The organism is Citrobacter sp. Igbk 14 (assembly GCF_028069825.1).
Taxonomy (GTDB): Bacteria; Pseudomonadota; Gammaproteobacteria; order Enterobacterales; family Enterobacteriaceae; genus Citrobacter.
Genome location: NZ_JANEWM010000002.1, coordinates 24,197 through 37,373, shown reverse-complemented (window position 1 = coordinate 37,373; position 13,177 = coordinate 24,197). Strand labels below are relative to the sequence as shown.

Sequence of the window (13,177 nt, the reverse complement as noted above, 5' to 3'; positions counted from 1 at the left end):
AAGAATCGTCGGATTGGCCTGTATCTTTGTAAAGAAATATAAACTCTGACCGCTAATCCATAAGATGCGACGATTGCAGGTAGTTAAGTAAAAGCACCGTTTTCCCGTCGCGAATCTCGCCCGTTTTGATCATCGATAGTGCCTGTTCAAAAGGCAATTCCAGTACTTCAATATCCTCATCTTCAATACCGCCACCCGCATTTGCCCGTTGGCTGTCACTGTATTGCGCGATAAAAAAGTGAATGATCTCCGTCACGCCGCCCGGCGACATATATAACTCAAAAAGTTTCCGTGCTTCGCCCACTTCATAGCCGGTCTCTTCAATAGCTTCTTTACGAATGCAAACTTCCGGTTCATCGTTATCCAGCAACCCGGCGCAGGCTTCAATCAGTTGTCCACTTTCATTGCCGTTGACCCAGGTCGCAATACGAAACTGACGGGTCAGCACGACGGTTTTTTTCTCCGGGTTATACAGCAAAACTGTGGCACCGTTACCGCGATCGTAAACCTCACGTTTGTGGCGAATGACCTCGCCATTGCTGCGGGTCAGGTCATAGGTGATATTGCGCAGGATGAAGTAGTTATCAGAAAGGACTTTATCTTTGATGAGGGTAATTTTTTGCGACATACCGGCTCCACAGCAAGAAGTGAGAAATAATACTACGCCGTGAAACCGGGTTTGTCTTGACCTTAGGCTAATGAGATTTGACTGATTTTACGCCCAGCCAGTCAATGATGCCCTGTGCGGCATGTCGCCCTTCCGCCATCGCAGTAACGACCAGGTCCGCACCGCGAACTGCATCACCACCAGCAAAGATTTTCGGATTACTGGTTTGATACCGGTATGCACTCTCCACATTCGCTGCAATACGTCCCCAGTTGTCGACCTTCACACCCTGACTCTCGAGCCACGGCATACCGTGCGGGTGAAAACCAAACGCCATAATCACCGCATCAGCGGGCATGACAAACTCACTCCCGGCAACAGGGACCGGGCGGCGACGCCCCTGAGCATCAGGCTCACCGAGTTGAGTACGTAAAAAACGTACGCCGCTGACGCGTCCATCAGCCTTTAACATCAGTTCAACCGGCTGAACGTTAAATTCGAAATTGGCTCCCTCTTCACGCGCGTTCTTCACCTCTTTTTTCGAGCCCGGCATGTTGGCTTCATCACGACGATAGGCGCAGGTCACCTGACTCGCACCGTGACGTAACGCGGTTCGCACACAGTCCATCGCCGTATCGCCGCCGCCCAGCACGACAACGTTCAGCCCTGCGGTATCAATAAAGGGCTCTTCCGGCAACGCATCCAGCCCCATCACCTGTTTGGTATTGGCAATCAGGAACGGCAGTGCATCATAAACGCCCGGCGCATCTTCATTTGGTAGATCGGCTTTCATCGAACGATAAGTACCAACCCCCACAAATACGGCGTCGTAATCGTCCAGCAACGAGGACAGCGCCACGTCTTTACCCACTTCACAGTTCAGTTCGAAATGAATGCCCATGGCGCTAAAGATTTCACGGCGGCGCGCCAGCAGCGATTTGTCCAGCTTGAAAGCCGGAATACCAAAGGTCAGCAAACCGCCGATTTCAGGATGACGATCGAACACGGTGGCGCTGACGCCGTTTCGCGCTAACACATCAGCACAGGCAAGACCTGCCGGACCAGCGCCAATAATAGCGACACGTTTATCGACTTTCTGTACATGGCTTAGGTCAGGTCGCCATCCTTTGCTCAGCGCACGGTCAGAAATATAACGTTCAATATTGCCGATAGTCACCGCGCCATGTTCGTTCCGCACCGTGCAGGCCCCTTCGCACAGTCGGTCCTGCGGACAGACGCGTCCAGTCACCTCTGGCAGGCAGTTAGTCTGGTGAGAAAGCTCTACCGCCGCATCAATGTTCCCGGCTTTTACCAGTTCAATCCACTGCGGGATGTGGTTATGCAGTGGGCATGTCCATTCGCAAATACTGTGCTCGCCACACTTCAGGCAACGAGATGCTTCCCGCTCCGCCTGCGCCGTACGAAATGGCAGGTATATTTCATCAAAGCTGGTTTTACGGGCTTCTAAAGCCAATTTATCCGGCTCACCGCGCGGTGGCGTCGCCTGCATCTGCTCGCGCCTGGTGAGCAAATGGGGCGTAAAATCGGTCGCGCTGGCATGCCAGGGCTGACTTTCGAGACTTGCCGTACGCAGCCGGCGTGCTTTTGATAATCCGGTAAGCGAACTTTCCGTCACCAGTTGTAACGCCTGCGCCGGACAGTTCTCCACGCAAGCCGGACCCTCTTCACGCCCCTGACACAGGTCGCATTTGTGCGCTGTTGCTTTTACCTTTCCTTTAGCGACAGGAGTGAGTACGATCTGCATCGTACCAAAAGGACAGGCAACGACGCACGATTTGCAGCCAATACACTTTTGCGCATTCACCTGAACGCTGTCGTGCTCATGACTAATGGCCCCATTCGGGCAACTTCTGGCACAAGGGGCATCTTCACAGTGGTGGCAGGTGACTGCACTGCGCTGTTGCTGATGCTTGATGACGGTAATTCGGGGCTGAAAATGCCGTTGGCTCAGGACATGTTGCTCGTCATTGTGGGCCATGACGCAGGCGACCTCACAGGCGTGGCATCCCAGGCACTGTTGGCTATTGACCATAATAAAACGATTCATGGCTTCCTTCTTTTTTGGTTGCGAAAACCTTATTCTTTATATGACTGTTGTTATTAACCGACCCTGAAGAGGGCGGCAATGTTCATTTGCCCAGGAAGCACAACTATTTATCCAGAACCTGTGGCAGATCAATTTATTTCATCGAATATGAAATTGTGTTTCATTTAATAATCAGTTTCATGATTACTTTTTTAACATTTATCAAATACGCTGAATCGTTCAGGTTGAGTCGGAGCGTGGCGTGAATTGTGTGAGGGTGCGCAAGTGACGGTAAAGCGTCCGGTCTCGGCCAGCCTGGCTAAGGCTTTTTTCTATATAGTATTGCTGTCGATTCTCTCAACGGGTATTGCACTGCTTACGCTGACCAGCAGCTTGCGGGATGCTGAAGCCATCAATATTGCCGGCTCTCTGCGTATGCAGAGCTATCGATTAGGTTACGATTTGCAAAGCCAGAGCCCACAGTTAAACGCCCACCGTCGGCTTTTCCAGCAAGCGCTTAACGCGCCAGCATTGCAAAACCTGAACGCCTGGTATGTTCCGCAAGCGGTAAAAAGTCGCTATGGCCGCCTGCATGCTAACTGGCTGGAAATGAATGCCCGCCTGACCAATGGCGACTTACAGTGGTATCAGTCCAATATCAACAATTACGTCGATCAAATAGATCTCTTTGTGCTGGCACTTCAGCATTATGCCGAGCGCAAGGTGATGTTGGTTTTTGGCATATCGCTGGCGGGGGGGATCGGCATCTTCACCCTCGTCTTCTTTACGCTACGGCGTATTCGCCAGCAGGTCGTGCGCCCGCTGAATAAGCTGGTGATGGCCAGCCAGCATATTGAACACGGTCGGTTTGATATCTCACCGCTGGATACACAACTCCCCAACGAACTGGGATTACTGGCGAAGACGTTCAGCCAGATGTCGAGTGAGTTGCATAAGCTGTACCGCTCGCTGGAAGCCTCCGTCGCCGAGAAAACCCACGATCTCCACGAAGCCAATCGCCGCCTGGAAGTGTTATATCAATGTTCCCAGGCATTGAATACCAGCCAGATTGACGTGTACTGCTTCCGCCATATTTTACAGATTGTCCGCGAACATGACGCCGCGTATTTTCTGGAGCTCACCGTCGGTGATAACTGGCGAATCAGCGAAGGAACAGCAAGCCCTGAACTGCCGATGCAGATCCTGCCCGTCACGATGCAAGATACGGTGTACGGTGAACTGCACTGGCAAAGCCCGAATGTCAATGCGTCCACACCACTACTCAACAGCGTATCAACTATGCTCGGGCGCGGGCTGTACTTCAACCAGGCGCAAAAGCATTTTCAGCAGTTGCTGTTAATGGAAGAGCGAGCAACAATCGCCCGCGAGCTCCACGACTCGCTGGCACAGGTACTTTCCTATTTACGTATTCAGCTTACGCTACTGAAACGCGCTATTCCGCAGGATAACATTCCGGCGCAAAGCATCATGGCGGACTTCTCCCAGGCACTGAATGATGCTTATCGCCAATTGCGCGAGCTGCTTACCACCTTCCGCCTGACGTTACAGCAGGCCGATTTGCCTTCCGCCCTGCATGAAATGCTGGAAACGCTGCAAAATCAAACATCTGCTAAACTGACTCTCGATTGTCGACTGCCAACACTGGCACTGGACGCGCAAATGCAGGTGCATCTGTTACAGATCGTCCGTGAAGCCGTGCTGAATGCCATTAAGCATGCCAATGCCAGCGAAATTGCAGTCAGTTGTGTGACCGCGCCGGATGGTAATCATACCGTTTATATCCGTGATAACGGTGTCGGCATCGGTGAGCCTCATGAGCCTACGGGGCACTACGGTCTGAATATCATGCGTGAGCGCGCAGAGAGACTCAGCGGTACGTTGACCTTCTCGCAACCTTCCGGAGGAGGCACGCTGGTGAGCATCAGCTTTCGATCGGCAGAGACCGACAGTCAGCTAACGTAAAGAACGGCAAAGCGTCGGAAAGCCTGAATTCAGGCCTGACGGCATTGGCACAAAAGGTACGCTGTAAACGGGCATGATAATTTACATTATCTTCTTTTTTTCTCCACGTTTGCTCCGTACCTTGCCGCTACAGTGAAGCAAGTCATACGCATAAATATACGCAGAAACACGAGGTCCCCTTTTAATGGCGAATTTTTTTATCGATCGCCCCATTTTTGCCTGGGTGTTAGCTATCCTGTTGTGCCTGACAGGAGCCCTGGCTATTTTTTCGCTGCCCGTTGAGCAATATCCCGACCTGGCACCGCCAAACGTGCGGGTTACCGCAAACTATCCTGGCGCATCTGCACAAACCTTGGAAAACACGGTGACCCAGGTTATCGAGCAGAACATGACGGGTCTCGACAATCTGATGTATATGTCATCCCAAAGCAGCGGAACCGGTCAGGCGACGGTGACGCTTAGCTTCGTGGCAGGGACCGATCCTGATGAAGCTGTACAGCAGGTGCAAAACCAGCTGCAATCGGCGATGCGTAAACTGCCACAGGCGGTACAGGATCAGGGTGTTACGGTGCGAAAAACCGGGGATACCAATATTCTAACCATCGCTTTTGTGTCTACCGATGGTTCAATGGATAAGCAAGATATTGCCGACTACGTGGCGAGTAATATTCAGGACCCACTTAGCCGTATTAACGGTGTAGGGGATATTGATGCTTACGGTTCACAGTATTCCATGCGTATCTGGCTCGACCCAGCCAAACTTAACAGCTTCCAGATGACCGCCAAAGATGTGACTGACGCTATTGAGTCACAGAATGCGCAAATTGCGGTTGGGCAGCTTGGCGGTACGCCTTCGGTGGACAAACAGGCGTTGAATGCAACGATCAACGCGCAGTCACTACTACAAACGCCAGAACAGTTCCGCGATATTACACTACGTGTTAACCAGGACGGCTCGGAAGTCAGACTAGGCGATGTGGCAACGGTCGAAATGGGGGCCGAGAAGTACGACTACCTCAGCCGGTTTAATGGCAACCCCGCGTCCGGACTTGGTGTCAAATTGGCCTCTGGTGCCAATGAAATGGCAACAGCGGAACTGGTCATCAACCGCCTCGATGAGCTGTCGCAGTATTTTCCGCACGGGCTGGAATACAAGGTGGCATATGAAACCACCTCTTTCGTCAAAGCGTCGATTATCGATGTGGTGAAAACGCTGCTCGAAGCAATCGCGCTGGTTTTCCTTGTGATGTACCTGTTCCTGCAAAATTTCCGTGCGACGCTTATCCCGACAATCGCCGTTCCCGTCGTCCTGATGGGTACCTTCTCCGTGCTTTACGCCTTTGGCTACAGCGTTAACACCTTAACAATGTTTGCGATGGTGCTGGCGATCGGCCTGCTGGTTGATGACGCTATCGTGGTGGTGGAAAACGTCGAGCGTATTATGAGTGAGGAAGGCCTCTCACCGCGTGAAGCGACGCGAAAATCAATGGGGCAAATCCAGGGCGCGCTGGTCGGTATTGCTATGGTGCTGTCGGCGGTCTTTATTCCAATGGCCTTCTTCGGCGGTACGACTGGGGCCATTTATCGCCAGTTCTCGATTACTATCGTCTCCGCAATGGTGCTGTCTGTTCTGGTGGCGATGATCCTGACCCCTGCCCTGTGCGCTACGCTACTTAAACCGCTGCATAAGGGCGAGCATCATGGCCAAACAGGCTTCTTCGGCTGGTTTAACCGAATGTTTAACCGCAACGCTGAACGTTACGAAAAAGGCGTTGCCCGGATCCTGCATCGCAGCCTGCGTTGGATATTGATCTACGGACTGCTGCTTGGCGGTATGGTGTTCCTGTTCCTGCGCCTGCCAACGTCCTTCTTGCCATTAGAAGACCGCGGGATGTTTACCACTTCGGTACAGTTGCCGAGCGGCTCCACGCAGCAGCAAACATTAAAAGTCGTTGAGGAAGTCGAGAAGTACTACTTCACTCACGAGAAAGACAACATTATGTCCGTCTTCTCCACGGTTGGTTCCGGTCCTGGGGGGAACGGACAGAACGTGGCGCGCATGTTTGTCCGGTTAAAAGACTGGGATGAACGCGATACCACCACCGGTACCTCCTTTGCCATTATCGAACGCGCGACCAAGGCCTTTAACAAGATTAAAGAAGCCCGCGTCTTCGCCAGTAGCCCTCCGGCCATCAGCGGCCTTGGTAGTTCCGCGGGTTTCGATATGGAATTACAGGACCACGCCGGCGCAGGCCATGACGCGCTAATGGCTGCACGCGACAAATTAATTGAGCTTGCCGGGAAAGACGCTTCACTGACCCGTGTTCGCCATAACGGCCTGGATGACAGTCCGCAACTGCAAATTGATATCGATCAGCGTAAAGCTCAGGCGCTGGGTGTTTCCATTGACGACATCAACGATACATTGCAGACGGCGTGGGGCTCCAGCTACGTAAACGACTTTATGGACAGGGGCCGCGTGAAGAAGGTTTACGTCCAGGCTGCGGCAAAATACCGCATGCTCCCGGACGATATTAACCTGTGGTACGTGCGCAATAGCAGCGGCGGCATGGTACCTTTCTCCGCGTTTGCCACTTCGCGCTGGGAAACCGGTTCACCGCGTCTGGAGCGATATAACGGTTATTCTGCTGTTGAAATCGTCGGCGAAGCCGCACCCGGAGTCAGTACGGGTACGGCAATGGACGTGATGGAATCGCTGGTTCGCCAGTTACCAACCGGATTTGGCCTTGAATGGACGGCGATGTCTTATCAGGAACGGTTATCGGGATCTCAGGCTCCTGCCCTGTACGCCATTTCGCTGTTGGTCGTGTTCCTGTGTCTGGCTGCGCTGTACGAGAGCTGGTCGGTACCGTTCTCCGTTATGCTGGTCGTACCGTTGGGGGTCATTGGCGCACTGCTGGCGACCTGGATGCGGGGCCTGGAAAACGATGTTTATTTCCAGGTCGGCTTATTAACGGTAATCGGGCTATCGGCGAAGAACGCGATACTGATTGTTGAATTCGCCAACGAGATGAACGAAAAAGGACACGACCTGCTCGGCGCTACGCTGCATGCGTGTCGCCAGCGTTTACGTCCGATTCTCATGACATCGCTGGCGTTTATCTTCGGGGTACTACCGATGACAATCAGTAGCGGTGCTGGCTCCGGTGGCCAGCATGCGGTTGGGACCGGTGTAATGGGCGGGATGATTTCAGCCACCATTTTGGCGATTTTCTTCGTCCCTCTGTTCTTTGTGCTGGTGCGTAGACGCTTCCCGCTGAAGCCACGCCCTGAATAATCGGGCACAAAAAAGGCGACTTACGATGAGTCGCCTTTTTCATCCTTTTCAGGATATGAATTTCTTCCAGAAAATTATTTACGAAGCATCACTTCGATAAAGTCTTTCCAGTTCCCCAGTTCACGTTCAATCATAACAACCTCTCTTATTATTATGGGCATTCTACGAAATCATCCTCATTAAAAGAAGATAATTTAACCGATGGTTGTGATTACATCCTCCAGTACTTGGGGTCATGTCATCACTATGCGCTATACCCATAAATTTTATGTGACTCACTGCAATATTTTGAAATATTCACACATAATCTACGACTTTGCCAATTTTGATGGAAAAACAGACTGATGCAAACAGGTTAATTCTGAAATACCGCTCGACGTGAAATTTTGGAACTTTCAGGAATCATTATTCACCGTTGTTCAACAATGTTATATTTTTCTATAACGAATGAATGACAATATGTATTATCAGAAACGCGACAATACAAGAATAAGTATTCAAAATACGTCAATAAGGATTCACATGATCACCCTCTACGGCATTAAGAATTGCGATACAATTAAAAAGGCCCGACGCTGGCTGGAAACGCAGGGTATTGACTACCGCTTCCATGATTATCGTGTCGACGGTCTGGACAACGCGCTGTTACAGTCCTTTATCAACGAGTTAGGCTGGGAGGCACTGCTCAATACGCGGGGAACCACCTGGCGCAAACTGGATGAAGCAACGCGTAATCAAATCACGGATGCCACTGCTGCCGCCTCATTGATGATTGAAATGCCTGCAATTATCAAACGCCCATTGCTCTGCGAGCCGGGTAAGCCTATGCTGCTTGGTTTCAGTGAATCCAGTTATACTCAATGGATTTCGGGCAGCGGGAAGGCAACCAGCGAATGAGCCACAGGAGCTTACTAAAGTCAGTGACTGGAGTGAGTGAATGCCATCGCCGCACATGCAGCTTGAAAGATGACGAGTATTTGCAGTTTTTTAATGAGGTATAGTCTATGTCGTGCCCGGTTATTGAGCTGACACAGCAGCTTATTCGCCGACCTTCCCTGAGCCCGGATGATGCCGGGTGCCAGGCGTTAATGATTGAACGTCTGCGTGCGGTAGGTTTTACCGTTGAGCGAATGGATTTTGGTGACACACAGAATTTTTGGGCATGGCGCGGAAAAGGTGAGACCCTGGCATTTGCCGGTCACACCGACGTAGTGCCCGCAGGCGATGTTGATCGGTGGATCAATCCGCCGTTTGAACCGACCATTCGCGACGGCATGCTGTTCGGGCGCGGTGCGGCCGATATGAAAGGTTCGCTGGCGGCAATGGTCGTGGCGGCAGAGCGATTTGTCGCCCAACATCCGAACCATCAAGGGCGTCTGGCATTTTTGATAACGTCTGACGAAGAAGCCAGCGCTAAAAACGGCACCGTGAAGGTCGTTGAAACGCTGATGGCGCGCAATGAGCGGCTGGATTATTGCCTGGTCGGTGAGCCGTCCAGCACCGAAATCGTCGGTGACGTGGTGAAAAATGGACGTCGTGGTTCCCTCACCTGCAACCTGACTATTCATGGCGTACAGGGACATGTGGCCTATCCGCATCTGGCTGATAACCCAGTACACCGGGTTGCACCAATGCTCAATGAGCTGGTGGCGATTGAGTGGGATCAGGGCAATGAGTTCTTCCCGGCAACCAGCATGCAGATTGCCAATATTCAGGCAGGTACGGGCAGCAACAACGTTATCCCTGGCGAACTGTTTATTCAGTTCAACTTCCGTTTCAGCACCGAATTAAACGACGAAATGATAAAGTCGCGGGTACTGGAACTGTTGGACAAGCACCAACTGCGTTACACAGTAGACTGGTGGCTTTCCGGCCAACCGTTCCTGACCGAACGCGGTAAACTGGTGGATGCAGTGGTGAACGCCATTGAGCACTATAATGAGATTAAACCGCAGTTACTGACGACAGGCGGGACGTCCGACGGGCGCTTTATTGCCCGCATGGGGGCACAGGTGGTGGAACTTGGGCCGGTCAATGCCACCATTCATAAAATAAATGAATGCGTCAATGCCGCCGACCTGCAGCTGCTTGCCCGTATGTATCAACGTATCATGGAACAACTCGTCGCCTGATGAGTGTTCCTGCAAGAGGAAATGAGCATGGACTGGCTGGCAAAATATTGGTGGATTTTAGTGCTGGTGTTTCTGGTGGGGGTACTGCTGAATGTGATCAAAGATCTTAAGCGTGTCGACCATAAGAAATTTCTCGCCAATAAGCCGGAGCTTCCCCCGCATCGTGATTTTAACGATAAATGGGACGATGACGACGATTGGCCGAACAAGGATCAGCCGAAGAAATAATTTGTAGGCCGGATACCACATCTTACGTTGCTATCCGGCACTATCACTGACTGTCATGCCGGATGGCGGCTTCGCCTTATCCGGCCTACAGGTTAAATCATCTCAATCACATCATCATCGTGAGGCTTACCACCGCTTAGCGCTTCATCAAAGTAGTGCTTCGGTACGGTAAAACGCAGATGATCGAGCGCAAACTGCATGCTGTGTTCATCGATGGCGTGCCCCAGATTTTCGACGATATCCAGCGTCACATCCCCACCTGCACGAATTAACGCTTCCTGCGCAGCAACGGCATGAGATAACTCAATCACCCGATCTTCACCGCCGTGAATCAAATGCACCGTGGTGGCGGTGGTAGCCGCTTCCGGCAAGGTGGCGTAACGACCATTAAAGGCGATGACCCGCGATGCCAGCCCCGGCTCAGCTTTGATACTCTCAAGTGACATAATCGCCCCCTGAGAAAAACCAATCAACGCGGTAGCCTGAGGTGAAACACCACTCTGTTTCTGCCAATAGCGAACGGTTTCGATAAACACCGGCATGATGGCATCAATACGCGCCTGACGGTTCTCTTCTGTTACACCCTGAACCGAAAACCACTGACGCCCACCGACTGCGCCATAAGGCTCAGCGCCACCAATACTGACAATCAGCGCGTCCGGAAACAGTGGTGCAAACCAGGAACCAATTTCGCCCATGGCTACCGGATTATCGCCGACACCATGAAACAGCAACAGCAACTGTTGAGCGGGTTTATCGGGACTTTGAACAACAAAATGGTCATGTTTCATGGCGATCTCCTTAACTGATGAGAATTATTCTACGCCGCTTAACCGCAATGACCATGCCAGGAAATTGAAGAAGTTAGTGAAAAAATTGCCATTGCATAATGCGATTACGTAACTGTTGCTGACGTTCGATATCCAACTGCGCTAACGCCTGCGCCGCCTCTTCACGCTGAACCAGCAACAACGCTTTGCGCCCCGGTACCTTCAGCCGCTTGCACAATTCCGCGTCACTGCATTGTTCCTGTAAACGCCCTCGCAGCGCCGGGAGAGGCTGTTCACAGTGCTGGAGCAGACGACTCAGACAACCGAGTGATGTGAGTAACGGCCGATGCGCGAAGGCAAACCCTGCCAGCTCATCCCAGTCATCATCATTAAGCGTAGACGCTTTCAGTGGAACGACCGGGATACACTCATCATTCCATTGTGCGAGGATCGCCGCATCACGACGCAATCGCTGATGCTCCCGCTCAGCCAGGCGCTGCCCTGCATCACTGATAGGAAGCAACGCCATTGCCGTATAGCACCCGCTGCTGGCTTCACGATGATTCCCCATCCGCACCATGACAAAACCGCAGCGCTGCCAAAAACGCCACAACTCGGCCGTATAACCAAAACTGACGGAAAGATAGTCACACTGCGAAGAATACTGATGGGCCTGCATAATCAGTTGCTGCCCGATACCTTCCCGCTGACGAGCAGGATGAACCGCAATACGGCTAACCCGCCGGCCAACCAGCGTTGCGGCCAGCGGATCGCTGCCATGCGCCGCCAGTGACTGCGCAACCAGATTGCCTCTTGGCCGACGATATCCCGCCCACACAGCCTGACTTAACGCTGTAGATAGTCCCCCCTCATCCACCAGCCAGACAGCGCCCGCAACAGAGTCCACGCCCGATGCCTGAAGAAAATGCTGCCCCGGCGCATCCATCATCCGGCGCAGATCCAGTGGTGAAGTGCGATAATGCGCGCCGGAGAGCAATTGATAGACCGCCAGCGGTAGCGTCGGGTTGGTATGCCAGACATTCGCATCAAATGCGCTGAAGCGAATCTCACCCTGTGGTGCATGAGTAAAGGTTTCATCATCAAACACCAACGCATCGCTGACAATTTTTTCCAGTGGGCATCCCTGTGCCCAACGCACTGGCTGTTGTAATTCATAGCGTTGCAGATTTGGGAAGCGAGCGCAGAATTTCAACAAAAACCCTCTGCCGGTTCCTTCATAGCCCTGAACAGTTGTCGTTAACAGCGTGCGGGGAAAACGTGAAACCAGCTGATGCAAAAGCGGCGCAGGAATCGCAGCCGCTTCATCAACAACGAGCCAGTCAGCCGTTTCAGCGTTGGCTAACAGCGCGTCTGGCGCCATAAAGCAGTAGCGTTCCCCAGCAAATTGCGCCAGCACATCCGTTGCCGCTTTCGCCGGTGCGGTAACGATAGCTGTCCCCGTCATACGCGAAATCAACTGCCCGGCCAGCGCGGATTTGCCCCGACCACGCGCGGCGGTCACCGCAACCACACCCGGAGGCATATCCAACAGGTGATGTAAAATCGTCGCCTGTTCCGGCTGGGGATCGCCGTTTGCCGGCTGCCAGTCTGCTCGCACAGGAAAATGCGGATAGGATTTCGCCTGATGCTGTTGCCAGTGCAGCGTTTCTCCTTCACGAGTCACTACTCGCCTGAAGTGTTCAACAAAGTGTGGTGTTGGGATAGGTTTGGCGCAGTCGCTCCAGCGCAGGGAATCCGCGTCCGGAGACGTTTGCCAGGCCTGCCAGGGTGGGGTCAGCAACACCAGCCAACTGCCGGCAACCAGCGTTCCGCTTAAGGCGGCAAATGCCGCGGCGTCAAACCCCTGTCCGGCATCAAAAACGGCATGGCGAAATTCGCGCCCTAACAGCGTTTGTAGCGCCTGGGGTGTGCAACCAGACTCAGCGGGGGCTGTCGCCCCCACCCACAGCCAGTCGCCGGGTAATGTATTGCGTAGCGCTAACGCTTGGGCCTGGCACCAGTTTTCTTCGCCGCTGATTATCAGCAGACGACGAATCCCTTCTCTGGCCATGCGTTCTGTGAGCGCACTTAGTGCAGCATTGTCAGACATCC

General features: G+C 52.7%; 10 protein-coding genes. 5 read left to right on the top strand and 5 right to left on the bottom strand.

Annotated features, from left to right (window positions below; translation table 11 throughout):
- Positions 1–52: 52 nt before the first annotated feature.
- Positions 53–628 carry a GDP-mannose pyrophosphatase NudK gene (gene nudK, locus NNN64_RS00965; protein WP_061068315.1) on the bottom strand — a complete coding sequence of 192 codons (576 nt, stop codon included), beginning with the start codon at positions 626–628 and terminating at the stop codon, positions 53–55.
- 67 nt (positions 629–695) lie between these two features.
- On the bottom strand, positions 696–2,675 hold the full coding sequence (aegA, locus tag NNN64_RS00960) for a formate-dependent uric acid utilization protein AegA (RefSeq protein WP_271440167.1): 1,980 nt from the start codon (positions 2,673–2,675) through the stop codon (positions 696–698).
- A 264-nt stretch (positions 2,676–2,939) separates the two neighbouring features.
- Here aegA and narQ point away from each other — a divergent pair, with 264 nt between their 5' ends.
- The gene (narQ, locus tag NNN64_RS00955; RefSeq protein ID WP_271440166.1) at positions 2,940–4,637 is read left to right on the top strand and encodes a nitrate/nitrite two-component system sensor histidine kinase NarQ; all 1,698 of its coding nucleotides are present in this window, start codon (positions 2,940–2,942) and stop codon (positions 4,635–4,637) included.
- Positions 4,638–4,821: 184 nt separating this feature from the next.
- Complete coding sequence (gene acrD, locus NNN64_RS00950) at positions 4,822–7,935, top strand: multidrug efflux RND transporter permease AcrD (RefSeq protein WP_271440165.1); 3,114 nt, start codon at positions 4,822–4,824, stop codon at positions 7,933–7,935.
- Between the two features lie 74 nt (positions 7,936–8,009).
- On the opposite strand, the gene ypfM is transcribed toward acrD, so the two are convergent.
- A complete protein-coding gene (gene ypfM / locus NNN64_RS00945) occupies positions 8,010–8,069 on the bottom strand; it encodes a protein YpfM (protein ID WP_001386977.1) in 60 nt (19 codons plus the stop codon).
- Between the two features lie 388 nt (positions 8,070–8,457).
- Here ypfM and NNN64_RS00940 point away from each other — a divergent pair, with 388 nt between their 5' ends.
- The 3 genes from NNN64_RS00940 to NNN64_RS00930 all read left to right on the top strand — a co-directional run bounded on the left by NNN64_RS00940 (position 8,458) and on the right by NNN64_RS00930 (position 10,295).
- Positions 8,458–8,832, top strand: a complete 375-nt coding sequence (locus tag NNN64_RS00940; protein WP_271440164.1) for an ArsC family reductase — start codon at positions 8,458–8,460, stop codon at positions 8,830–8,832.
- 107 nt (positions 8,833–8,939) lie between these two features.
- The gene (gene dapE, locus NNN64_RS00935; RefSeq protein WP_271440163.1) at positions 8,940–10,067 is read left to right on the top strand and encodes a succinyl-diaminopimelate desuccinylase; all 1,128 of its coding nucleotides are present in this window, start codon (positions 8,940–8,942) and stop codon (positions 10,065–10,067) included.
- Positions 10,068–10,094: 27 nt separating this feature from the next.
- A complete protein-coding gene (locus NNN64_RS00930; RefSeq protein ID WP_003835080.1) occupies positions 10,095–10,295 on the top strand; it encodes a YpfN family protein in 201 nt (66 codons plus the stop codon).
- 92 nt (positions 10,296–10,387) lie between these two features.
- On the opposite strand, the gene ypfH is transcribed toward NNN64_RS00930, so the two are convergent.
- Positions 10,388–11,086 carry an esterase gene (gene ypfH, locus NNN64_RS00925; RefSeq protein ID WP_271440162.1) on the bottom strand — a complete coding sequence of 233 codons (699 nt, stop codon included), beginning with the start codon at positions 11,084–11,086 and terminating at the stop codon, positions 10,388–10,390.
- 73 nt (positions 11,087–11,159) lie between these two features.
- Positions 11,160–13,175, bottom strand: a complete 2,016-nt coding sequence (locus tag NNN64_RS00920) for a tRNA(Met) cytidine acetyltransferase TmcA (RefSeq protein ID WP_271440161.1) — start codon at positions 13,173–13,175, stop codon at positions 11,160–11,162.
- Positions 13,176–13,177: the final 2 nt, after the last annotated feature.